18 protein-coding genes are annotated in these 22,561 nt (G+C 71.1%); 4 read left to right on the forward strand and 14 right to left on the reverse strand.

The genetic code is table 11. The annotated features are described in order from the left end of the window. Positions 1-11 precede the first annotated feature (11 nt). The 14 genes from QIS96_RS04115 to rsmH form a co-directional block, all read right to left on the reverse strand. Positions 12-635 carry a cell division protein SepF gene (locus tag QIS96_RS04115; protein ID WP_282540956.1) on the reverse strand — a complete coding sequence of 208 codons (624 nt, stop codon included), beginning with the start codon at positions 633-635 and terminating at the stop codon, positions 12-14. 125 nt (positions 636-760) lie between these two features. Beyond that, positions 761-1,480 (reverse strand): YggS family pyridoxal phosphate-dependent enzyme, encoded by a 720-nt coding sequence (locus tag QIS96_RS04120; protein WP_282540957.1) that lies wholly within the window; start codon positions 1,478-1,480, stop codon positions 761-763. 6 nt (positions 1,481-1,486) lie between these two features. Further along, on the reverse strand, positions 1,487-2,197 hold the full coding sequence (gene pgeF / locus QIS96_RS04125; protein WP_408907123.1) for a peptidoglycan editing factor PgeF: 711 nt from the start codon (positions 2,195-2,197) through the stop codon (positions 1,487-1,489). A 31-nt stretch (positions 2,198-2,228) separates the two neighbouring features. Then, positions 2,229-3,461: a cell division protein FtsZ gene (gene ftsZ, locus QIS96_RS04130; RefSeq protein WP_282540959.1), complete on the reverse strand. Its 1,233-nt coding sequence runs from the start codon at positions 3,459-3,461 to the stop codon at positions 2,229-2,231. Positions 3,462-3,738: 277 nt separating this feature from the next. Continuing rightward, positions 3,739-4,539 (reverse strand): cell division protein FtsQ/DivIB, encoded by an 801-nt coding sequence (locus QIS96_RS04135; protein WP_282540960.1) that lies wholly within the window; start codon positions 4,537-4,539, stop codon positions 3,739-3,741. Between the two features lie 14 nt (positions 4,540-4,553). Further along, positions 4,554-5,648, reverse strand: coding sequence for an undecaprenyldiphospho-muramoylpentapeptide beta-N-acetylglucosaminyltransferase (murG, locus tag QIS96_RS04140; RefSeq protein WP_282540961.1), 1,095 nt, complete (start codon positions 5,646-5,648; stop codon positions 4,554-4,556). A 6-nt stretch (positions 5,649-5,654) separates the two neighbouring features. Next, positions 5,655-7,016 carry a putative lipid II flippase FtsW gene (gene ftsW, locus QIS96_RS04145; RefSeq protein WP_282540962.1) on the reverse strand — a complete coding sequence of 454 codons (1,362 nt, stop codon included), beginning with the start codon at positions 7,014-7,016 and terminating at the stop codon, positions 5,655-5,657. Positions 7,017-7,075: 59 nt separating this feature from the next. Beyond that, a complete protein-coding gene (murD, locus tag QIS96_RS04150; RefSeq protein ID WP_282540963.1) occupies positions 7,076-8,503 on the reverse strand; it encodes a UDP-N-acetylmuramoyl-L-alanine--D-glutamate ligase in 1,428 nt (475 codons plus the stop codon). Next, positions 8,485-9,555: a phospho-N-acetylmuramoyl-pentapeptide-transferase gene (gene mraY / locus QIS96_RS04155; RefSeq protein WP_282540964.1), complete on the reverse strand. Its 1,071-nt coding sequence runs from the start codon at positions 9,553-9,555 to the stop codon at positions 8,485-8,487. Before mraY ends, murD begins: the two co-directional genes overlap by 19 nt. Next, positions 9,552-10,946 (reverse strand): UDP-N-acetylmuramoyl-tripeptide--D-alanyl-D-alanine ligase, encoded by a 1,395-nt coding sequence (locus tag QIS96_RS04160; protein WP_282540965.1) that lies wholly within the window; start codon positions 10,944-10,946, stop codon positions 9,552-9,554. Before QIS96_RS04160 ends, mraY begins: the two co-directional genes overlap by 4 nt. Positions 10,947-10,950: 4 nt before the next feature. Next, positions 10,951-12,642: a UDP-N-acetylmuramoyl-L-alanyl-D-glutamate--2,6-diaminopimelate ligase gene (locus tag QIS96_RS04165; protein WP_282540966.1), complete on the reverse strand. Its 1,692-nt coding sequence runs from the start codon at positions 12,640-12,642 to the stop codon at positions 10,951-10,953. A 51-nt stretch (positions 12,643-12,693) separates the two neighbouring features. Next, on the reverse strand, positions 12,694-14,700 hold the full coding sequence (locus QIS96_RS04170; RefSeq protein WP_282540967.1) for a peptidoglycan D,D-transpeptidase FtsI family protein: 2,007 nt from the start codon (positions 14,698-14,700) through the stop codon (positions 12,694-12,696). 4 nt (positions 14,701-14,704) lie between these two features. Then, a complete protein-coding gene (locus QIS96_RS04175) occupies positions 14,705-15,310 on the reverse strand; it encodes an FtsB/FtsL family cell division protein (RefSeq protein ID WP_282540968.1) in 606 nt (201 codons plus the stop codon). A 25-nt stretch (positions 15,311-15,335) separates the two neighbouring features. Next, positions 15,336-16,292 (reverse strand): 16S rRNA (cytosine(1402)-N(4))-methyltransferase RsmH, encoded by a 957-nt coding sequence (gene rsmH / locus QIS96_RS04180; protein ID WP_282540969.1) that lies wholly within the window; start codon positions 16,290-16,292, stop codon positions 15,336-15,338. Positions 16,293-16,645: 353 nt separating this feature from the next. Here rsmH and QIS96_RS04185 point away from each other — a divergent pair, with 353 nt between their 5' ends. The 4 genes from QIS96_RS04185 to QIS96_RS04200 all read left to right on the forward strand — a co-directional run bounded on the left by QIS96_RS04185 (position 16,646) and on the right by QIS96_RS04200 (position 22,392). Continuing rightward, positions 16,646-17,263, forward strand: a complete 618-nt coding sequence (locus tag QIS96_RS04185; protein ID WP_282540970.1) for a beta-class carbonic anhydrase — start codon at positions 16,646-16,648, stop codon at positions 17,261-17,263. A 277-nt stretch (positions 17,264-17,540) separates the two neighbouring features. Next, the gene (locus QIS96_RS04190) at positions 17,541-18,587 is read left to right on the forward strand and encodes an AAA family ATPase (RefSeq protein ID WP_282540971.1); all 1,047 of its coding nucleotides are present in this window, start codon (positions 17,541-17,543) and stop codon (positions 18,585-18,587) included. Then, positions 18,587-19,960 (forward strand): DUF58 domain-containing protein, encoded by a 1,374-nt coding sequence (locus QIS96_RS04195; protein ID WP_282540972.1) that lies wholly within the window; start codon positions 18,587-18,589, stop codon positions 19,958-19,960. Before QIS96_RS04190 ends, QIS96_RS04195 begins: the two co-directional genes overlap by 1 nt. Beyond that, complete coding sequence (locus tag QIS96_RS04200; protein WP_282540973.1) at positions 19,957-22,392, forward strand: transglutaminase TgpA family protein; 2,436 nt, start codon at positions 19,957-19,959, stop codon at positions 22,390-22,392. Before QIS96_RS04195 ends, QIS96_RS04200 begins: the two co-directional genes overlap by 4 nt. Positions 22,393-22,561 lie beyond the last annotated feature (169 nt).

A 22,561-nucleotide genomic window follows, 5' to 3' on the forward strand; every position in this document is an offset into this window, starting at 1 on the left:
GGTGTTGCTTCTCAGCTCTGGTTGAAGAACCCGCCCTCTGCGATGCGAGCCTTGTCCTCCGCCGTGACATCGACGTTAGCAGGAGACAACAGGAACACTTTCTGTGTCACCCGCTCAATGCTGCCGTGCAGTCCGAAGACCAGACCGGCGGCAAAGTCGACAAGTCGCTTCGCGTCGGTGTCGTCCATCTCCGTCAGATTCATGATCACCGGAGTGCCCTCACGGAAGTGTTCCCCGATGGTACGGGCCTCGTTGTAGGTCCGGGGGTGCAAAGTCGTGATGCGGTAGGGCTCCCGTTCGGAGACAACCTTGGGCATGATCACCGGTGCGTTCTTCTCCAGGCTCTGACGTTCAGGTGTGATGGATGCCACGGGGGCGATTCGCGCCGGACGCCCGGTTTCGGCCGGTACCGAAGCGGCGGCGGGCATAGGCTCGCGCGGTGCAGGAGTCTGTACCTTTCGCGCCGGTTCGTCCTGCTGCAGTTCATGTGCAGGCTCGTGCCGTCGGCGGTCCCGCTCGGGCTCCGGATCCAGTTCGGGCTCGAACTCGTCATCGGGGTCGAATCCCCGGCCGTCGTATCCGTCGTCCTCCACGAGGCCGAGGTAGACCGCCATCTTGCGCATCGCGCCGGCCATGCTCTGAGTCCTCCGCTCTGTGGTGGATCCGCTGTGCCACCAAGTGCTTCGCGATCCACTCGGCACCCCCGCTGATCTGCGGGGATGACCATATTTTCTGCTGTGGTCCGACTTGCTTGGCGACGTTACCGGAGCCGGGGTCGCACTCCGAGTACCGCACTGCCGACGCGCACATGTGTCGCTCCGGCCGCAACGGCCTCCTCGAGGTCCGCACTCATCCCTGCCGACACCATGTTCGCAGCCGGATGGGCCGCGCGCAGGAGGGTTGAGAATTCCACCAGCCGCTGAAACGCCGCCTGTTGCCGCCCCGCGTACGGTCCCGAGAGCGGTGCGACGGTCATCAGACCGTCGAGCCGCAGCCCGGGAGCTTCCGCCACAAGTCCGGCCAACTCCTCGATTCCGTCGGGCGCTACGCCTCCCCGGTCACCCCGGCCGCCCTCCTCGGCGTCGAGGGCGACCTGGATCAGACAACCCAGCTCGCGCTCCGCCTTCACCGCCGCCGCGGACAGAGCCGTGACGAGCTTGGGGCGGTCCACGGACTGCACCAGACCGGCATAACTGACAACGGAACGAACCTTATTGGTCTGCAGCTGGCCGACAAAGTGCCAAGTCAGCGGCAGGTCCGCGCACTCGGCGGCCTTCGGCCCCGCGTCCTGGTCGCGGTTCTCGGCGACATGGCGCACACCGAGGTCGGCGAGGATCCGAACATCGCTCGCGGGGTAGGTCTTCGTGACCACGATCAGGGTCACTTCCTCCCGCGGACGCCCGGCGGCCGCGCACGCCGCAGCGATGCGCTCCTCCACCTTCACCAGATTCGCGGCGAGTTCCGCCTTGCGGTCCGTCATGCCCTATCAGTCCAGCCAGACATAGGCCGCGAGCCGACCCGTGGTGCGCTCGCGGCGGTACGAGAAGTGGTCTTCGGATTCCAGTGTGCAGACCGGCGATTGCTCCCGGTTCGTCACACCGAGCCGCTCGAGTTGAGCGTGCACCCCCGCGGTCACGTCGACCGCCGGCGTCCCCCAGCTCGTCTCCGAGTGGGCGGCGCTCTCGACCGCGGCGACGTCGGCCCGCATCCGCACCGGCACTTCGTAGCAACGGCCGCAGACCGCGGGCCCGGTGCGGGCGACGATCCGGGAGGCCTCGGCGCCGAGTTCGGTCATCGCCTCGATCACCGCGGGCACGACTCCGGCGACGAGTCCGGGCCGGCCTGCGTGTGCGGCGCCGACGACTCCGGCGACCGGGTCGGCGAGCAGCACCGGGGTGCAGTCGGCGGTGAGGACCGCGAGGGCGATGCCCCGCTGCGCGGTCACCACGGCGTCCACGCAAGGAATGTCTGATTCGTCACGCCATGGGCCGTCCACGACTGCCACGTCACGGCCGTGCACCTGGTTCATCCACACCACGGCGCCGGGCTCGATGCCCAGCGCCTTGGCTGCGAGTTCACGGTTGGCCCGGACCGCCTCGGGTGCGTCGCCGACCGCCCCGCCGAGGTTGAGCTCCTCGTACGGAACGGCGCTCACCCCGCCCCACCTGTCGGTGAAGGCGAAGTGCGCGCCGTCCACGGTGTTGTGCGCAGTTATCACTTGACGTCGGTCACTTCAGGAAGTCCGGCACGTCGAGCTCCTCGGCCTGGCTGTCCTGGTAGGGACGGGCCGGGGGAACCTGCGGCGGGCTGACCGGCGCGGTGGGGATCTCGTTCACCGGGGCCGGCTCGGGGGCGGGCTCGGCGACCGGGGCGGTGTCCTCGCGCGGGGTCACGCTGCCGAGCGAACCGAAGGCCGGGCGGGACTCGGTGCTGGTGCTGCGCACCGGGGCCGGCTCGGAGGCGGGCTTGCTCGCCGAGGCCGAACCGATCACGTTCTCCCGCTTGTTCGGCGGCTGTCCGCCGTCGAAGCCGGCGGCGATCACGGTGACGCGGACCTCGTCGCCGAGCGCGTCGTCGATGACCGCGCCGAAGATGATGTTGGCCTCGGGGTGGGCGGCCTCACTGACCAGCTGCGCCGCCTCGTTGATCTCGAAGAGACCGAGGTCGGAGCCGCCGGAGATGGAGAGCAGCACACCGCGGGCGCCGTCGATGGACGCCTCGAGGAGCGGCGAGGAGATCGCCATCTCCGCGGCGGCCACCGCGCGGTCGTCCCCGCGCGCCGAGCCGATGCCCATGAGCGCCGAACCCGCCTCGGACATCACGGACTTGACGTCGGCGAAGTCGAGGTTGATCAGGCCGGGCGTGGTGATGAGGTCCGTGATGCCCTGCACACCGGAGAGCAGCACCTGGTCCGCCGACTTGAACGCGTCGAGCACGCTCACCTGGCGGTCCGAGATGGAAAGGAGACGGTCGTTGGGAATGACGATGAGGGTGTCGACCTCTTCGCGGAGTTCCGCGATGCCGTCCTCCGCCTGGTTGGCGCGACGGCGGCCCTCGAAGGTGAACGGGCGCGTCACCACACCGATGGTGAGGGCGCCGAGGGAGCGTGCGATGTTGGCCACGACGGGTGCGCCGCCGGTGCCGGTGCCGCCGCCTTCACCGGCGGTGACGAAGACCATGTCGGCCCCCTTGAGGACCTCCTCGATCTCCTCGCGGTGGTCCTCGGCCGCCTTGCGTCCGACTGCCGGATTGGCTCCGGCGCCGAGTCCGCGGGTGAGTTCACGGCCGACGTCGAGCTTGACGTCCGCGTCGCTCATCAACAGGGCTTGCGCGTCGGTGTTGATGGCGATGAACTCGACGCCCTTGAGACCGACCTCGATCATCCGGTTGATGGCATTGACACCACCGCCGCCGACACCGATGACTTTGATGACTGCGAGGTAGTTCTGCGGTGCTGCCACGTCGAAGGCCTCTCGCCTCGAGTTACGTGTCGCCGCTTCGCCGTGCGTGCGGTGCGACGACTGATGCCGAATTGGGACGGTCCGAACGCCGACCCGAACCCTAACGCTGAAGTTTAGGGTTACCAGTGTGTCTGTTCCCTGGAGTCTTCGAAACAGGACACTAAGTCGACAAGTGGCGCACGTTCAACGAACACGCCGAACCTCCCGTTTTTCTTTTCACCCTATGTGATCAGCCGTTGCGCTGACCAACCAGGGTGCTGGCCAGCGCACTTAGGCGTCAACTCCCTGACACGGCAGGGGCGGTGGGGGCGCTCACATCGAAGCGTTCGGCCTTCGGTTCGGCTTTCATCAGCGCGGTGAGGGAGGCCGCCTTCACGTCGCCCTTCTCCACGCTGCCCCAGTCGACGGTGCGTTGGCCCTTCAGCTCGACTGAAATGGAGTCATATGAACGCACTTGAACGGTTCGTGCGTCCTTGGCGACCGTTGCCGGCAGGTCTCCGGCCACGCGTACCGCGGCCCGCAACAGACGGTTCGTACCAAAGCGGTTGAGACTCGGGGAGGCCGCGGCGTTCAATTCGAGAAGCGGAACACCCTTGGGTGCGCGGGCAACTGTTGCGAACTGCACGCCCTTTGCGTCCACTTCGACGAACTTTCCGCCCTTTTCGATGAGGAGCACCGGCTTGCGTTCGGTCACTTTCAGACCGATTTCGTGCGGCCAGGAACGTTCGACGACGACGGTGTCGATACGGCGCAGCCTTTTCCGGAGCCGATCCTCAATCCCGTCCGTGTCGACGGAAATCAGCGGTGCGCCGACCGGAACCTCCGCTGCCGCGCGCACCTGTTGAGTGGTCAACACCTCGGTGCCGGAGGTCTGTACGCGTTCCACGCGCAGCCACTGCGATCCGTAGAGCAGCCAGACGACTCCGGCGGAGAGGAGCACGACGGCGATCCCCGTGATCACGAGGACCCGGGTCGGCGGTCGCCGAAGTCGGCGGCCGCCGCCCGTCGGTCGGGGTGGGCGGGCCGGTGCTTCCCCCTGCTTGCGTTCGCCTCGTTCGGCGGTGGTGGGTCCGGCCACGCTCCCCTGCCTTCTCACGCCCGGTGGCGTGCCGCAATCGCCTCGTAGACCATGCCGACGAGGAGTTCGTCGGCGTCCCGGCGGCCGAACTCGGCGGCGGCGCGGGACATCTCGTACAGCCGGTGGGGGTCGGCGAGCACCGGGAGGACGTTCTCCTTGACCCAGTCCGGGGTCAGTTCGGCGTCGTCGACCAGGACACCGCCGCCGGCCTTGACCACCGGCTGGGCGTTCAGCCGCTGTTCGCCGTTGCCGATGGGCAGCGGGACGTAGGCGGCCGGGAGTCCGACGGCGGAGAGTTCGGCGACGGTCATCGCGCCCGCGCGGCAGAGCATCATGTCGGCCGCGGCGTACGCGAGATCCATCCGGTCCACGTACGGTACCGGGACGTACGGCGGCATCCCCGGCATGTTGTCGACCTGCGGCAGTTCGTTCTTCGGGCCGACCGCGTGCAGGACCTGGATGCCGGCGCGCTGCAGATGCGGAACGACCTGCTGGACCACCTCGTTGAGGCGGCGGGCGCCCTGCGAGCCGCCGGACACGAGCAGCGTCGGCAGGTTGGGGTCGAGCCCGAACGCGGCGCGGGCCTCGGGCCGCACCTGGGCGCGGTCGAGGGTGGCGATGGTGCGGCGCAACGGGATGCCGATGTACTTGGCGTCGCGCAGCTTGCTGTCCGGGGACGAGACCGCGACCTGGGACGCGTACCGCGAACCGATCTTGTTGGCGAGGCCGGGCCGGGCGTTGGCCTCGTGCACCACGATCGGCACGCCGAGGCGCTTCGCCGCGAGGTAGCCGGGCAGCGCCACGTAACCGCCGAAGCCGACGACGGCGTCCGCCTTGGTGCGCTCCAGGATCTGCTCGGCGGCCTTGATGGTGCCGCGCAGCCGGCCCGGGACCGTGATCAGTTCGGGCGTGGGCTTACGGGGCAGCGGTACGGCGGGGATCAGCGCGAGGTCGTAGCCACGCTCCGGGACGAGCCGGGTCTCCAGGCCCTTCTCTGTGCCCAGGGCCGTGATGCCCACGGTGGGGTCCTGCCTGCGCAGGGCGTCCGCGAGGGCGAGCGCGGGCTCGATGTGGCCGGCGGTCCCCCCACCGGCGAGTACGACATGCACCGAAATTCACCGCTCTCCGGACGGTCGCGCCTTGACGCGCCGTCTCATCGTGTTCCATCTCACCGCAGCCCGCTTCCTACCAGAGGCGGACGAACGCATGGCAAGCGCTGCTTTCGCCGCGGGCTCCTCGCGCGCGAAGGCGATGAGGAGTCCGACGGCGAACATCGTCGGCAACAGGGCGGAACCTCCGTAGGAGAACAGCGGGAGGGGGACGCCGGCGATCGGCAACAGGCCGAGCACCGCACCGATGTTGACCACGGCCTGGGCCGTGATCCAGGTGGTCACACCTCCCGCGGCATACCTCACGAAGGGGTCCTCCGTGCGTCCGGCCACGCGGATACCCGCATAGCCTAGAGCCGCGAACAGAGCGAGCACCGACAGCGTCCCCGCCAGCCCCAGTTCCTCCCCGGTGATGGCGAAGATGAAGTCGGTGTGCGGTTCAGGGAGTTGACCCCATTTTTCCACACTCGCTCCCAGACCGGAACCGAAGAATCCGCCGGAGGCCAGGGCGTAGATTCCGTGCACGGCCTGCCAGCACCGGTCGCCCTCGCCGGGGTCGGTGGCGCCCAGGCATTCCAGGCGGGCCATCCGGTTGGGGCTCGTCCGGATCAGGATGAAGCCGATCAGGGCTGCGACGGAGAGCACACCGGCGAAGAGCCGCGTGGGGGCGCCCGCGAGCCAGAGCAGGCCGAAGAGGATCGCCGTGAGAATGATCGCGGTGCCCATGTCGCCGCCGAGCATGATCAGACCGAGCAGCATGAACGCGACCGGCACCAGCGGCACCAGCATGTGCTTCCACTGCGTGAGGAGCCGCTTGTCCTGCTTGCGCGCGAGCAGGTCCGCGCCCCACAGGACGAGCGCCAACTTCCCGAACTCGCTCGGCTGGAGCTGGAACGGGCCGCCCAGATAGATCCAGTTCTGGTTGCCGTTCACCGAATGCCCTATCCCGGGCACCTGCACCAGGACCATCAGGAAGACCGAGCCGGCCAGGATCGGGTACGCGAACGCCCGGTGCAGCTTGACCGGCATCCGCATCGCGACGAGCAGCAGGATCGACCCGAGCACCGCCGCGACGAACTGCTTGCCGAAGAAGTACGAGGCGGGCAGGTTGAGTTGCAGCGCCTGGATCATGGACGCGCTGTAGACCATCACCAGGCCGAGCACGGTGATCAGCAGGCTGCTGCCGAGGATCACGTAGTACGCGGTGAGCGGCCGGTCCCAGGCCTTGCGGGCGCGGTCGACGAGGCGCCGCCACGGTCGGTCCCGGGGCGGTCGTGGCGGTGTCTTCCCGCGCAGCGGCTTCCGGTTCCTGCCCAGCGGAATGGCCGCGCTGCGAACGTCGCGCGCGGCCCTTGCGTCGGCGGGCATCGTCGCTGTCCCCTCCAGTCGTGCCCGCGCCGCCGGGGGCGGCGGGCGGGCCGGTCCGACTAGGCGCGGTCGGCGGCGAGTGCGTGCACGGCGTCCGCGAACGCCTCGCCGCGCTTGTTGTAGTTGACGAACATGTCCATCGAGGCACAGGCCGGGGCGAGCAGGACGGTGTCACCGGGAGCGGCGAGCCGTGCCGCCTCCTCGACGGCCGCGGACATCGCCCCAGTGTCGGTCCGGTCGAGGTCGACCACCGGGACTTCGGGGGCGTGTCGGGCCAGGGCTTCGCGGACCAGGTGGCGCTCCTTGCCGATGAGCACGGCGCCCTTGAGCCGGGGTGCGGAGGCGGCGACCAGCTCGTCGAACGAGGCGCCCTTGGCGAGCCCGCCGGCGATCCACACGATCGACTCGTACGCGGCCAACGAGGCTTGTGCCGCATGGGGGTTGGTGGCCTTGGAGTCGTCCACGTACGACACATCCGCGACGTCCGCGACGTGCTCGATGCGGTGCGCGTCGGGGCGGAAGTTGCGCAGTCCGTCGCGCACGGCGGCCGGTTCGACGCCGAAGGCGCGGGCCAGTGCCGCGGCCGCGAGGGCGTTGGCGACGTTGTGCGGGGCGGGCGGGTTGACGTCCGCGACCTCGGCGAGTTCCTGGGCCTGCTTCTGCCGGTCCTCGACGAAGGCGCGGTCGACCAGGATGCCTTCCACGACGCCGAGTTCGGACGGGCGCGGGGTGCCGAGGGTGAAGCCGATCGCGCGGCAGCCCTCCTCGACGTCGGCCTCGCGGACCAGGTCCTCGGTCGCCTTGTCCGCGACGTTGTAGACGCAGGCGACCTGGTTGCCCTCGTAGATCCGGCCCTTGTCCTTGGCGTACGCCTCCATGGAGCCGTGCCAGTCGAGGTGGTCCGGGGCCAGGTTGAGGACCGCGGCGGAGTGGGCGCGCAGCGAGGGCGACCAGTGCAGCTGGTAGCTGGAGAGCTCCACGGCGAGTACGTCGTACGTCTCGTCGCCGAGGACCGCGTCCAGGAGGGAGACGCCGATGTTCCCGACGGCGGCGGTCCTCAGGCCCGCCGCCTCCAGGATCGACGCGAGCATCCGTACGGTCGTGGTCTTGCCGTTGGTGCCGGTGACCGCGAGCCAGGGGGCGGCGTCGGGGCCGCGCAGGCGCCAGGCCAGTTCGACGTCGCCCCACACCTCGACGCCCGCCTCCGCGGCGGCCGCGAAGAGCGGCTTGTCGGGCTTCCAGCCGGGCGTCGTGACGACCAGTTCGGTGCCGGGCGGCAGGGTGTCGCCGTCGCCGAGCCGGACCGTGATGCCGAGCGCTTCAAGGTCCGCGGCCTGTGTACGGGAGCGCTCGTCGTCGCCGTCGTTGACGACCGTGACGTGTGCGCCGAGGCCGTGCAGGACCTTGGCCGCCGGGATTCCGGAGACGCCGAGCCCGGCGACGGTGACGTGCTTGCCCTGCCAGTCGGTCACTTGTCCGCTGCCCATCCCGCGTAGAAGATGCCGAGTCCGACGATGACGCACATGCCCTGGATGATCCAGAAGCGGACCACCACAAGGACCTCGGACCACCCCTTGAGTTCGAAGTGGTGCTGCAGCGGCGCCATCCGGAAGACGCGCTTGCCGGTGAGGCGGAAGGAGCCGACCTGGATCACCACGGACATGGTGATGAGGACGAACAGGCCGCCGAGGAGCGCGAGAAGGAGTTCCGTGCGCGAGCAGATCGCGAGGCCGGCGAGCGCGCCGCCGAGCGCGAGCGAACCGGTGTCGCCCATGAAGATCTTGGCCGGCGAGGTGTTCCACCACAGGAAGCCGAAGCACGCGCCCATCAACGCCGAGGCCACGATGGCCAGGTCGAGCGGGTCGCGGACCTCGAAACAGGCCGCCGGGTTGGTCAGGGTCACCGCGTTGGCGCAGGACTCCTGGAACTGCCAGACGCCGATGAACGTGTACGCGCCGAAGACCATCACGGAGGCGCCGGTGGCGAGGCCGTCCAGGCCGTCCGTGAGGTTCACGCCGTTCGACATGGCCAGGATCATGAAGAGCGCCCAGACCACGAAGAGCACCGGGCCGATCGACCAGCCGAAGTCCTGCACGAACGAAAGCTTCGTGGAGGCCGGGGTGTTGCCGCGGTTGTCCGCGAACTGCAGCGCGAGCACCGCGAAGGTGACGCCGACGATCAGCTGGCCGGCCATCTTGGCCTTGGCCCGCAGACCGAGCGAGCGCCGCTTGATGATCTTGATGTAGTCGTCGAGGAAGCCGACGAGGCCCATGCCCGCCATCAGGAAGAGCACGAGCAGACCGGAGAACGTGGTCGGCGCTCCGGTGATCAGCTTGGCGCCGAAGTACGCGAGGATCGTCGCCAGGATGAAGGCGATGCCACCCATGGTCGGCGTACCGCGCTTGCTGGCGTGCTCGCGCGGGCCGTCGTCCCGGATGTACTGGCCGTAGCCCTTCTTGGCCAGGAGCTTGATCAGCAGCGGGGTGCCGATCAGGGTCAGGAAGAGTCCGATGACACCCGCGAAGAGGATCTGCCTCATCGGCCGGAGACCTCACCCTCGATGAGCGCGAACGCGACCTTCTCCAGGCCCACCGACCTGGAGGCCTTCACGAGCACGACGTCTCCCGGGCGCAGCTCGCTGCGCAGCAGGTCGACCGCCGCCTGTGCGTCGGACACGTGCACCGACTCCTCACCCCACGAACCCTCGTTGTATGCGCCCAGCTGCAGCCAGGACGCTTCCCTGCCCCCGACCGCGACGAGCTTGCTCACATTGAGCCGGACGGCCAGGCGTCCGACCGCGTCGTGCTCGACGAGTGCCTCGTCCCCGAGCTCGGCCATCTGTCCGAGCACCGCCCACGTCCGGCGTCCCTTGCCCATGGCCGCGAGCGCGCGCAGTGCGGCTCGCATGGACTCGGGGTTCGCGTTGTAGGCGTCGTTGACGACCGTCACGCCGTCCGGGCGCTCGGTGACCTCCATCCGCCAGCGGGACAGGTTGCCCGCTTCGGAGAGCGCGACCGCGATCTCGTCGGTGGACATCCCGAGTCGGTGGGCGACGGCGGCCGCGGCAAGCGCGTTCGACACGTGGTGCTCACCGTACAGGCGCAAGGTCACGTCACTGCACCCGGAGGGTGTGTGCAGCGTGAAGGAGGGCTGTCCCTGCTCGGTGAGCCGGACATTCTCGGCGCGTACGTCGGCCTCTTCGGACTCGCCGAAGAGCAGCACGTCGGCCTGCGTACGCGAGGACATCGCGCGTACGAGGGGGTCGTCGGCGTTGAGGATCGCGGTGCCGTCGGCCGGGAGAGCTTCCACCAACTCGCCCTTGGCCTGGGCGATCTGCTCGCGGCCGCCGAACTCGCCGATGTGGGCGGAGCCGACGTTCAGCACGACGCCGATCTTCGGCGGGGTGAGGCCGGTGAGGTACCGGATGTGGCCGATGCCGCGGGCGCCCATCTCGAGGACCAGGTGCCTGGTCTCCTCGGTGGCGGTGAGCGCGGTGATCGGCAGGCCGATCTCGTTGTTGAGGGAGCCGGGCGTCCACACCGTGGGGGCCTTGCGCTGCAGGAGCTGCGCGATCAGGTCCTTGGTGGAGGTCTTGCCCGCGGAGCCGGTGAGGGCGATGAGGGTGGTGCCGAGCCGGGAGACGACGGCGCGTGCGAGGGCGCCGAGCGCCTTCTCGACGTCGTCGACCACGATCGCGGGCACGCCGACGGGCCGGGTGGCGAGCACGGCGGCCGCTCCCGACTCGATGGCGCGCTCGGCGTAGTCGTGGCCGTCGACCTTCTCGCCGACGAAGGCGGCGAAGAGGCTGCCGGGCTCGACCTTGCGGGAGTCGATGACCACGGGGCCGGTGACCTGGCGGTCGCCGTCCGGTATGTCGTACGGCTGCCCGCCGACGACGGAGGCGATCTCGGCGAGGGAGAGGGCGATCACTGCTTCATCCCTGGGTGTTCTGAGTGGCGTTGCGGCGGCTGTGCTCGATGGCGGCGCGCAGCACGTCACGGTCGTCGAAGGGGCGTACCACTCCGTTGATGTCCTGGCCCTGCTCGTGGCCCTTGCCGGCGACGAGGACGGTGTCCCCGGGGCGGGCGCGGTGCACGGCCGAGGCGATGGCGGCGGCCCGGTCCTCGAAGACCTGGACGTCGCCGCGCTCGTGGACCGGCACCTCGGCGGCGCCGGCGAGCATGGTGGCGAGGATCGAGAGGGGGTCCTCGGAGCGGGGGTTGTCCGAGGTGAGGACGGCGGTGTCGGCGAGCCGGGCGGCCGCCGCACCCATCGGCATGCGCTTGGTCTGGTCGCGGTCGCCGCCGCAGCCGAGGACGATGTGCAGCTTGCCCTCGGTGACCTTGCGCAGGGCGCGGAGCACGGACTCGACGGCGTCGGTCTTGTGCGCGTAGTCCACGACGGCGAGGTAGTCCTGGCCCGCGTCGACCCGCTCCAGGCGGCCCGGCACTCCGGGGACGGCCGCGATGCCGTCGGCCGCGGTCTGCGGGTCGATGCCGGCGGCGGCGAGGGCGACGATCGCGGCGAGCGTGTTGGCCACGTTGAACGGCCCGGCGAGCGGCGACTTCGCGGCGATCCGCTCGCCCTTGGGGCCGACGACGGTGAACGTGGAGTCCATCGGGCCGACTTCGACGTCCTCGGCGCGCCACTCGGCGTCCGGGTGGCCCTCGGCGGAGAACGTGACGACCGGGACCGTGGCCTCGGTGACGAGCCTGCGGCCGTACTCGTCGTCGAAGTTGACGACGCCGAGGCGGGAGCGTTTGGGCGTGAACAGCTGCGCCTTGGCCCGGAAGTAGTCCTCCATGTCGGAGTGGAACTCCATGTGCTCCGGGCTCAGGTTGTTGAAGACGGCGACGTCGAAGACGCAGCCGTCGACCCGGCCGAGCACGAGGGCGTGGCTGGAGACCTCCATGGCGACCGAGTCGACGCCGCGCTCGCGCATCACCGCGAACAGCGCCTGCAGATCGGTGGCTTCGGGGGTGGTGCGCTCCGACTTGATGCGGTCGTCGCCGACGCGCATCTCGACGGTGCCGATCAGGCCGGACTTGTGTCCCGCGGCCTGGAGTCCGCCCTCGACGAGGTACGCGGTGGTGGTCTTGCCGGAGGTGCCGGTGATGCCGATCTGCAGCAGGTCGCTGCCCGGCTTCCCGTAGATGGTGGCGGCCAGTTCGCCCATGCGGCCGCGCGGGTCGCCCACGATGAGCAGCGGCAGGCCGGTCGCCGCGGCGCGGTCCATCCCGGCCAGGTCGGTGAGGATCGCGGCGGCGCCGAGGTCGGCGGCCTGCGCGGCGAAGTCCGCGCCGTGGACGCGGGCTCCGGGGAGGGCGGCGTAGACGTCACCGGGGCGCACGGCACGGGAGTCGTGCGTGATGCCGGTGATCTCCGCGGCCCCAGGGGCGTCGACACCCAGCTGCTCGGCGAGGATCGCGAGGGTGCTCGCGGAGACCTGCTCCGGCCGCGGCGGCCCCGGATATGTCACGGGAACGCCCTTCTGGGTGGTTTGGGACTGATCAGCGTGTGGCACGGCGGTGAGCGTACCCGGCGCACCCTGCGGGGCGCGAAATGGGAGGTCCTCGTGCGCGGGGCGGACGTTCTGGTTCCCCGGGTCCGGGGTGATCGTTGTCACGGGAGTTACCTGTTCCGTATTCCGAGTTCTGTAATTCCGGATCGTCCGGTCTCAGTCTTTCGGATCGAATTCGACCGGCAGTCCGGGGGCCTTGGCGCCGGACGGCGGGACCTGCAGGGTCTTGAGCGCGAACTCCATGACCTGCTGGTAGATCGGCGCACAGATCTGGCCACCGAAGTAGTTGCCCTTGGTGGGGTTCTGGATCGCGCAGTAGACCGCGATCCGCGGCTTGTCGGCGGGCGCGAAGCCGGCGAAGGACGACGTGTATCCCTTGTAGCGGCCGGTCTTCGGGTCCACGCGGTTGGCCGTGCCCGTCTTGCCCGCCACGCGGTAACCGTCGATCTTCGCCTTGGTTCCGGTGCCCTCGTCGTCGTCCACCACGGACTGCAGCATCCGGGACAGCGTGGCGGCCGTCTTCTCGCTCACCACCCGGCTCTTCTTCGGCTCGGGCGACGGCGTGAATCGGCCATCGGGCCCCTTCGATCCGCGGATGAGGGTGGGCTCCACGCGTACGCCCCCGTTGGCCACCGTCGAGTAGACCGAGGTGGCCTGCACGGCGTTGAGCGAGAAGCCCTGGCCGAAGGGGACGGTGTACTGCTGCGAGGTCGACCAGTCCTCCGGCTTGGCGAGGATGCCCGCGGTCTCGCCGGGGAAGCCGAGCCCGGTCGGCCGTCCGATGCCGAACTTGCGGAGGTACGAGTAGAGGACCTCGTTGGCCTGCGGCTGGGTCTTGCCGAGCTGCTGGGTGGCGAGGATCGTGCCGATGTTGCTGGACTTGGCGAGCACTCCGCTGAGCGTCAGGTACCAGGTGGGGTGGTCGACGTCGTCCTTGAAGAGCCGGTCGCCGCGGTGCAGCCGGTTGGGCACCGTGACATGGGTGCCGGGCGCGGCCGCCTTCTCCTCCAGCACGGCCGCCATCGAGATCAGCTTGGTGGTGGAGCCGGGCTCGTACGCGTCGTGCAGGGCCGCGTTGCCGAGGGCGTTCGGGTCGGCGTGCGCGAGGTCGGCCGGGTCGAAGCCGGGGGCGTTGGCCAGGGCGAGCAGCTCGCCGGTCTCGGTGTCCTGGACGACCACGTAGCCGCGGTCGGCCTTGGACTTGGTGACCTGTGCGGCGATGGCCTTCTGCGCCACGTACTGGATGTCGCGGTCGATGGTCAGCTCGAAGTCGGAGCCGGGCGTCGCGGGGTTCTCGTCGCCGCCCGCCGTCGGCACCCGCCGGCCGCCGGACTGCGCGTACGTGATCTTGCCGTCCTTGCCCGCGAGTTCCTCGTCCAGCTGCGCCTCGATGCCGCCGCCGCCCTTGCCCTCGGCGTTGACCCAGCCGAGCATGCCGGCGGCCAGGTCGCCGTTCGGGTAGAGGCGCTTGCTGCTCGGCTCCTGGAAGACGCCGGAGAGGACGCTGCTCTTGCCGGCCTTGTCCGCCTCCTCCTGGAAGGCGTTCTTCAGGTCCTTGATCTGCTTCCAGATCTCGGGCGTCTGGCGGCGCGCGAGCAGGGCGTAACGGCTCTTGGGCTTACGGAGTTTGCGGGCGATGTCGGCGGCGTCCTCATCGACGATCGGCGCGAGCAGCGCGGCGGCCTGCTCGGGCGCGTCCTGCACGCCGGTCGCCTTGGCGGTGAACATCGACGGGTCGGCCGTGATGTCGTACGCGTCCACGCTGATCGCCAGCTCGGCGCCGTTGCGGTCGGTGATGGCGCCCCGCTCCGCGGTCAGGGTGTGGCTGAAATAGCGGTTCTTCTCGGCCTTGGCCGCGTACGCACTGGCGTCCACGGCCTGCACCTGCAGGAGCCGTACGACGAAGGCGATCATCACCAGGGCCAGGCCCACGCTGATCAGCCGGAGTCGGGGCCGCGGGCTGCCGAGGCGGATGGTGCGCGGCCTGGGCGCGGCGGCGGGCCTCGGCGCCGCGGGCCGGGGCTTGCGCGCGGCGGGGCGGGCGCTCTGCCGGGCGCCCTGGGCGGGGCGGCTGCCCTGCGCGGGGCGGCGCGGGGTGCTGCCGGGGCGGCCCGGTTTGGCCGGTCCGGGCACCCGACGTCGTGGGGGCTGCCTGTCGGTCACGGCATCACCTTGCGGTGGTCGAGGGAGTGGGCGCCGCACCGGTCCGTGCGGACGGCGCCGGGCTCGTGGGCGTGGAACCGGACGGGCCCGCGGCGGGCGCGCCGGAGGGGCTGCCGGACGGCAGCGCGGACGGGCTGCCGCCCGGCGAACCGGAAGGCACGGCGGACGGCGTGACGGAAGCCCCGGCGGACGGCGAACCGGCGGGCGGCGGCGTCGAGTTGGCGGGGCTCGGCGGCGGGGGCGCGGCGGCGGCCGGGTCCGTCGTACCGCGGATCTTGCCGTCCGGGTCGATGAAGGCGGGGTTGCCGCCGGGGACCATGCCGAGCTCGCGGGCGCGCCGCTCCAGGTTGCCGGGCGCCGAGTAGCCGTCGACCTCGCGCTGCAATTCCTGCTGCTGGTCGGTGAGCTCGGTCACCTCCCGCTTCAGCTTGCTGAGCCGGAACGACCCTTGGTTGAGCGAGGAGTTGAGCAGCAGCAGCGCGATCAGGCCACCGCCGAGCAGCACCACGACAAGCAGGACGAACGGGGTGCGGGCCGCGGAGGCGGGACCGGTGGGAAGCAGTCGCGCGAGCCGCGCGGCCCTCCCCCGCATCGGCGGTTTTCCGCTCATGCGAAGCCCTCCCCACTGCTCCGGGTCACGCGATGTCCTCCCGGATGCGCTGCGCCCCGCGCAACCGCGCGGGCGCGGCCCTGCGGTTCTCGGCCACCTCTTCCTCGGTGGGGAGTTCGGCGCCGCGCGTGAGCAGCTTCAGCCGCGGCTGGTACTGCTCGGGCACGACCGGGAGACCGGGCGGCGCGGTGTTGGCCGCACCGGCCGCCAACACCTGCTTGACGAGCCGGTCTTCGAGCGAGTGGTACGACAGGACGGCGATCCGGCCGCCGACCGCGAGCGCCTTCACGGCCGCCGGGATCGCCCTTTCCAGGACGGAGAGTTCACCGTTGACCTCGATCCGCAGCGCCTGGAACGTGCGCTTCGCGGGGTTGCCTCCGGTGCGCTTGGCGGCCTGCGGCAGTGCGTCCCTGATGAGTTCGACGAGCCGCGCGCTGTTGCTGAACGGCTCCTTCTCGCGCTCGCGCACGATCGCCGAGACGATCCGCTTGGCCTGCTTCTCCTCGCCGTACGCCCTGAGGATGCGCACGAGTTCGCCCGCCGGGTACGTGTTGAGGACCTCGGCGGCGCTCATCCCGGTCGTCTGGTCCATGCGCATGTCGAGCGGGGCGTCCTGCGCGTACGCGAAACCCCGGTCCGCCTCGTCGAGTTGCATGGAGGAGACGCCGAGGTCGAAGAGGACGCCCTGGACGCCGGGGATGCCCAGGCGGTCGAGTACGTCGGGGAGTTCGTCGTAGACCGCGTGCACCAGGGTGGCCCGGTCTCCGTACGGGGCGAGCCGCTCGCCGGAGAGGCGCAGCGCCTCCTTGTCCCGGTCTAGGGCGACGAGCCGGGCCTCGGGGAAGGTGCGCAGCAGCGCCTCGCTGTGCCCGCCGAGGCCGAGCGTGCAGTCGACGACCACGGCTCCGGGCTGTGTCAGGGCCGGGGCCAACAGGTCCAGGCACCGCTGGAGCATCACCGGGACGTGTCGGCTCTCGCTCAAAACACCCTCTCAAGTAGAGCGGCGGCCGCACACGCACTGCCGGGTCCCCGCCCGCTCCAAGGGGAACGGCACGCCTGGCGCCGGGGAAGGGGCGTCAGCCGACCGGGAGCGGGAGGAGGCCGAGCCGTACGTGCGCACCGCGCGCGGGGGAAATTCGGAAGGAATCTCCGGGAAACCAGTCAAGGAGGGAGGGTTTTCCCCTCCCGCTTCGCGTCACTTTAGTCCACGCTGTACCGCGGTCAATCTCCGGCCACGCGCGCGCTGTGCGCGTCGAACAGCGGCCTTTCGTGTCCCCTTTCACCCGTACGGACGCGGCCCGCGCAGCCCTGTGGGTTACCTCACAACAAGCGCTGATGGCGTTCTTTGTCCCCTCTCACAGCAGGCCTGCGCGGCCTGTGCGCACTAACGTCGTACGCATGTCGACTGCCTCAGTTCCCGCGAACCCCGCCCGCCGCATATCGGACACGTCCGCCGGGGGTACGGTCACCGACCGCCTGGTCGAGGCGAACCACCGGTACGCCGCCGACTTCACCGACCCGGGCATGGACGCCCGGCCCGTCCTCAAGGTCGCCGTCGTGGCGTGCATGGACGCCCGGCTCGACCTGCACGACGCCCTCGGGCTCGACCTCGGCGACTGCCACACGATCCGCAACGCGGGCGGCGTGGTCACCGACGACGTGATCCGTTCGCTCACCATCAGCCAGCGTGCGCTCGAGACCCGCAGCGTGGTCCTGATCCACCACACCGGCTGCGGTCTGCTCAGCCTCACCGAGGACTTCCGGCACGAGCTGGAGGACGAGGTGGGCCAGCGTCCGGCGTGGGCGGTGGAGGCCTTCCGCGACGTGGACCAGGACGTGCGCCAGTCGATGCAGCGGGTGCGCACCTCGCCCTTCCTGCTGCACACCGACGACGTGCGGGGCTTCGTCTTCGACGTGAAGACCGGGCTGCTGCGCGAGATCGACCCGGCGTAACTCCTGCGCCCGCCACCTCCGCTCGGCAGCGGCTTCGCCGGGCGGAGGCTCACCTTCCGGGCGAATTCCGGAGGGAAATCAGCCGTACTCATCTCCCAAAAGATCCCAAGCCCCGACATATCGCCGCCAGTTATCCACAGCCGAGTGACACGACCCGGTAACGGCAACAAGAATGCGTGTGTGGCATCCCGCGGACGCTTTCGCGACGGGTGCCGTAATTCGGGGAGGGCCGGTCGCACAGAGACTTCGGCCTGGAGAACGGGCCGAGGAGGGCCGGGTGACGACCTATGAAGATCGAGCGAGCCTCACTGATCTGACCACCACCGCAGAGCGTGTCCGCAGGTCGGTGGAGGGTGTGATCGAGGGCAAGCCGGAGGTCGTGAGGCTCGCGCTGACCGTGCTCCTCGCCGAGGGGCACCTGCTGATCGAGGACGTGCCGGGCGTGGGCAAGACCATGCTCGCCAAGACCCTCGCGCGGTCCATCGACTGCTCGGTGCGCCGCATCCAGTTCACGCCCGACCTGCTGCCCTCGGACATCACCGGGGTGTCGATCTTCGACCAGCAGGAGCGGGACTTCGAGTTCAAGCCGGGCGCGATCTTCGCGCAGATCGTCATCGGCGACGAGATCAACCGCGCCTCGCCCAAGACCCAGTCCGCGCTCCTTGAGTCCATGGAGGAGCGCCAGGTCACCATCGACGGGAAGAGTTACGAGCTGCCCGACCCGTTCATGGTCGTGGCCACGCAGAACCCGGTCGAGATGGAGGGCACCTACCCGCTCCCCGAGGCCCAGCGGGACCGCTTCATGGCCCGCGTCTCCATCGGGTACCCGAGCCCCGAGGCCGAGCTGCAGATGCTCGACGTGCACGGCGCGGTCTCGCCCCTGGACGACCTGCAGCCGGTGGCGCACGCCCACGACATCGTGAAGCTGATCGAGGCGGTGCGCACGGTCCACGTCGCGGAGCCGGTCCGGCGCTATGCCGTCGACCTGGTCGCCGCGACGCGCACGCACGCCGACCTCCGCCTCGGCGCCTCGCCGCGCGCCACCCTGCACCTGCTGCGCGCCGCGAAGGCCGCCGCCGCCCTGAGCGGCCGGGAGTACGCGCTGCCCGACGACGTCCAGTCCCTCGCCGTCCCCGTCCTCGCGCACCGCCTGCTGCCCACGGCCCAGGCCCAGTTGAACCGCCGTACGGCCGAGCAGGTCGTCCTGGAGATCCTGCAGCGCACCCCGGTGCCCGCCGCCCCGGCCTCGTCCTCCGGGTACCCGGGCCGGCAGCCGGGCGCCTCCGCCTACGACCGGCAGCCGCCCGGCGCCCGGGGGCTGTGATGGCGGCAGGGGGGCCGCCGCCGCAGAGCGGACAGGCGGACGCCGACGAGGACCGGGGCAGCCTGCGCACCGCGTTCTCGGGCCTGACCACCCGCGGCCGTTCCTTCCTCGCCGCCGGTGTCGCGGCGGCCGCCTGCGCGTACGCCCTCGGGCAGAGCGACCTGCTGCGCGTCGGGCTGCTGCTCGCCGTGCTGCCGCTGATCTGCACGCTCGTGCTCTACCGCACGCGCTACCGCGTCGTGGGCGCGCGGCGCCTCTCCCCCGCGCGCGTGCCCGCGGGCTCCGAGTCCCGGGTGCACCTGCACATGGACAACGTGTCGCGGCTGCCCACCGGTCTGCTGATGCTGCAGGACCGGGTGCCCTATGTGCTCGGCCCGCGGCCCCGGTTCGTGCTCGACCGCGTGGAGGCGGGCGGCCGCTGCGAGGTCTCCTACCGCGTCCGCTCCGACCTGCGCGGTCGCTATCCCCTAGGGCCGCTGCAGCTGCGCCTGTCCGACCCGTTCGGCATGTGCGAACTGACCCGCTCCTTCAGTGCGTACGACACCCTGACGGTCATCCCGCGCGTGACGCCGCTGCCCCCGGTCCGGCTCTCCGGCGAGGCCGCCGGGTACGGCGACGGGCGACAGCGCGCCCTCGCGCTCGCCGGTGAGGACGACGTGATCCCGCGCGGGTACCGCCACGGCGACGACCTGCGCCGCGTCCACTGGCGCTCCACCGCGCGGTACGGCGAGCTGATGGTGCGCCGCGAGGAGCAGCCGCAGCGCGCCCGCTGCACGGTGCTGCTCGACACCCGCCGCGCGGCCCACGAGGGCGCGGGCCCCGACTCGGCCTTCGAGTGGGCGGTCTCCGGCGCGGCCTCCGTCGTGGTCCACATGCTCGAACGCGGTTACGGCGTCCGCCTGTTGACCGACACCGGCGCCTCCGTGCCGGGCGAGGGCCCCGACGGCTTCGCGGGCGGCGGCCAGGAGTCGGCCGAGACCGCCGGCCTGATGATGGACACCCTCGCGGTGGTCGACCACTCCGACAGCACAGACCTCTCGCGCGCGTACGAGGTGCTGCGCAGCGGCAACGAGGGCCTCCTGGTCGCCTTCCTCGGCGACCTGGACGAGGCCCAGGCGGCCGTGATCGCCCGGATGCGGCAGCGCAGCGGAGCGGCCGTCGCGTTCGTCCTGGACAGCCGGGCCTGGACCCGCACGCCGGGCTCCGGCCCGTCCGGACCGTTCGACGATCGGCTGCGGCAGCTGCGCGAGGCGGGCTGGACGGCCGTCGCCGTGCCGCCCGGCGCGGACCTCGCCGAGCTGTGGCGGGCCGCGGACCGGCACCGCGCGGGCGCGGCCCCGGTCGCCGGGACGACCACGGGAGGCTGGTCATGAGCGGGCGCACGCGCGTCACTCTGTGCTCCGCGGCGGCCACGCTGCTCGCGTCCTGCGCGCTGCTGCCGCTGGTCGGCTCGATCACCTGGATCCTGCAGGCCGCGCTCCTGCTCGCCCTGCAGTCGGGCACGGGCGCGCTCGCCCGCCGGGTGCCGCTTGCCCGGCCGCTGACCGTCCTGGCCCAGGCCGTGGTGACGCTGCTGCTGCTCACGCTCGTCTTCGCGCGCGGCCAGGCGATCGCCGGGTTCCTGCCGGGCCCGGACGCCTTCGAACGCTTCGCCGCGCTGCTTGAGGCGGGCGCCCAGGACGTGGGGCAGTACGCGATCCCGGCGCCGCTGTCCGACGGCATCCGGCTGATGCTGGTGGGCGGCGTCCTTGTGATCGGCCTCGCGGTGGACGCGCTCGCGGTGACGTTCCGTGCCGCGGCGCCCGCCGGGTTGCCGCTGCTCGCGCTGTACTCGGTCGCGGCGGGGCTCTCGGACGGCGGCGCGGGCTGGGTCTGGTTCGTGCTCGCCGCGGCGGGCTATCTGCTGCTGCTCCTGGCGGAGGGGCGCGACCGGCTCTCCCGGTGGGGGCGGGTGTTCGGCGGCGCCCGCAGGCCGGGCGGGCTCTCCTCGGGCCTGGAGCGGGGCGGCACGGGCGCGGTGGCGCCGGTCCGTACGGGGCGGCGCATCGGCGTGGTCGCGCTCGGCATCGCCCTCTCGGTGCCCGCGGCCCTGCCGACCCTGGACGGCGGCCTGCTCGACCCGACGGGCGGCAGCGGCGGCAGGGGCCCCGGCGGCGGCACGATCTCCGCGGTGAACCCGCTGGTCTCGCTGCAGAACAGCCTGAACCAGCCGGAGGACCGCGAGGTCATCTCGTACCGCACCAATGCGGAGCAGACGCAGGACATGTATCTCCGGATCGTGGCCCTCGACCAGTTCGACGGCACGTCTTGGAAGCCCGCCGAGCGCGCCATCACGGACGTGCCGAACCGCCTCCCGGTGCCCGGCGGCCTGAGCTCCGAGGTGCGCACGACAGAGGTGCAGACGAACATCTCGGCGGCGGACTGGTACAAGCAGAACTGGCTGCCGATGCCCTTCCCCGCGACGCAGGTCGGCATCGACGGCCGCTGGCGATACGAGCCGGTGGGCCGCACCCTCGTCGGCGACCGCGGCCAGCACACCGGCGGCCGGCAGTACGAGGTGAAGAGCCTCATCGTGCAGCCCACGGCCGAGCAGCTGGCCGAGGCCCCGCCGCCGGACGCGACGCTGGCGCGCGAGTTCACCTCCGTACCGGACTCGCTGCCCGCGGACGTCCGGCGGACGGCCCGCAGGGTGACGCGGGGCGCGGCGAACGACTACGAGCGCGCGGTGAAGCTGCAGGACTGGTTCACGACCGAAGGCGGCTTCACGTACGACACGGAGGTGCAGGCCGGCAGTGGGGCCGCGGCGATCAGCCGGTTCCTGAAGCAGAAGGAGGGCTTCTGCGTCCACTTCTCCTTCTCGATGGCGGCCATGGCCCGCACGCTGGGCATACCTGCGCGGGTGGCGGTGGGCTTCACGCCGGGCGCTCCGCAGTCGGACGGCACGATGTCGGTCGGCCTGCGCGATGCGCACGCCTGGCCCGAGCTGTACTTCGAGGGGGTCGGCTGGACGCGCTTCGAGCCGACGCCGACGCGCGGTACGACGCCCGAGTACACCCGGCAGGACGTGCCGGCCCCGGAAGCCACCGGCAGCGCGGCGCCGGTGCCCTCGGCGTCGGACACCCCGTCGGACGCTCCGTCGGCCGCGCCGTCCCAGAGCTGCTCCCGCGACCAGCAAAAGCTCGGCGAGTGCGGGGCCGCGCAGGAGCAGGGCGGTGCGGGCGGCGGCGGTGACGGCCCACCGGTCGGGACGGTCGTGGCGGTGGTCGCCGGGGCGCTTCTGCTGGCGGCGCTGCCGCTACTGCCGTGGCTGTGGCGAACGCGAACGCGTGCGGTCCGGCTCGGCGCCCGGGGCCGTACGGAGGCGGATGCGGCGGCGTGGACGCTGGCGGTCTGGCGCGAGGTCACCGACCTGGCCTGGGACTACGGCATCCTGCCGGACGATTCGCTGACACCCCGCAAGGCCGCGGACCGCGTCGTCCGCGTCGGGCACCTGGAGACGGAGCCCGCCGAAGCTGTGCATCGGGTGGCGGCGGCCGTGGAGCAGGTCCTTTACGCGCCGCATCCGGGTCCGGCGACGGGCCTGGCCGAGGATGTGCACCGCTTGCGGGCCGGTCTCCGTACCGGCCTGAGCCGCGCGAGCAGAGCCAGGGCGCTGCTCGCGCCGCGCTCGGCCGCCCGTGTGGCCTGGGCGTTCTCGGCCCGCCGGCGTGCGCTCGCCCGGCGACTGCTGCTGAACGGCAGGGGCGAGAGCCGCCTGGACCGCTGGTCCGCGGCAGTGCGCCGACCGGGTCGCCAACAAGGTTGATCAGGCGCAGCGGGACCCCTGCTGCCGCTGGGGCGGGGGTCCCGCTGCCCTGTGAGGTGAGGGCCCGCTGCCGAGTGCTGAGGCCCCGCCCCGCCCGGCCGCCGGGCAGAACATTCCAAGCGCGAACCGGCATGCAAAAAGGGTGCACGCTCAAAGGCGTGCACCCTTT

Origin of the sequence: Streptomyces cavernicola (assembly GCF_029968035.1) — a bacterium.
Lineage (GTDB): Bacteria > Actinomycetota > Actinomycetes > Streptomycetales > Streptomycetaceae > Streptomyces > Streptomyces cavernicola.

Bases quoted from the DNA above. Each gene is read 5' to 3' on its own strand.
- QIS96_RS04115 (WP_282540956.1), bottom strand. From the start codon at position 635: ATGGCCGGCGCGATGCGCAAGATGGCGGTCTACCTCGGCCTCGTGGAG.
- QIS96_RS04120 (WP_282540957.1), bottom strand. From the start codon at position 1,480: ATGACGGACCGCAAGGCGGAACTCGCCGCGAATCTGGTGAAGGTGGAG.
- ftsW (WP_282540962.1), bottom strand. From the start codon at position 7,016: ATGCCCGCCGACGCAAGGGCCGCGCGCGACGTTCGCAGCGCGGCCATT.
- murD (WP_282540963.1), bottom strand. From the start codon at position 8,503: ATGGGCAGCGGACAAGTGACCGACTGGCAGGGCAAGCACGTCACCGTC.
- mraY (WP_282540964.1), bottom strand. From the start codon at position 9,555: ATGAGGCAGATCCTCTTCGCGGGTGTCATCGGACTCTTCCTGACCCTG.
- QIS96_RS04175 (WP_282540968.1), bottom strand. From the start codon at position 15,310: ATGAGCGGAAAACCGCCGATGCGGGGGAGGGCCGCGCGGCTCGCGCGA.
- QIS96_RS04185 (WP_282540970.1), top strand. From the start codon at position 16,646: ATGGCGTTCTTTGTCCCCTCTCACAGCAGGCCTGCGCGGCCTGTGCGC.
- QIS96_RS04195 (WP_282540972.1), top strand. From the start codon at position 18,587: ATGGCGGCAGGGGGGCCGCCGCCGCAGAGCGGACAGGCGGACGCCGAC.
- QIS96_RS04200 (WP_282540973.1), top strand. From the start codon at position 19,957: ATGAGCGGGCGCACGCGCGTCACTCTGTGCTCCGCGGCGGCCACGCTG.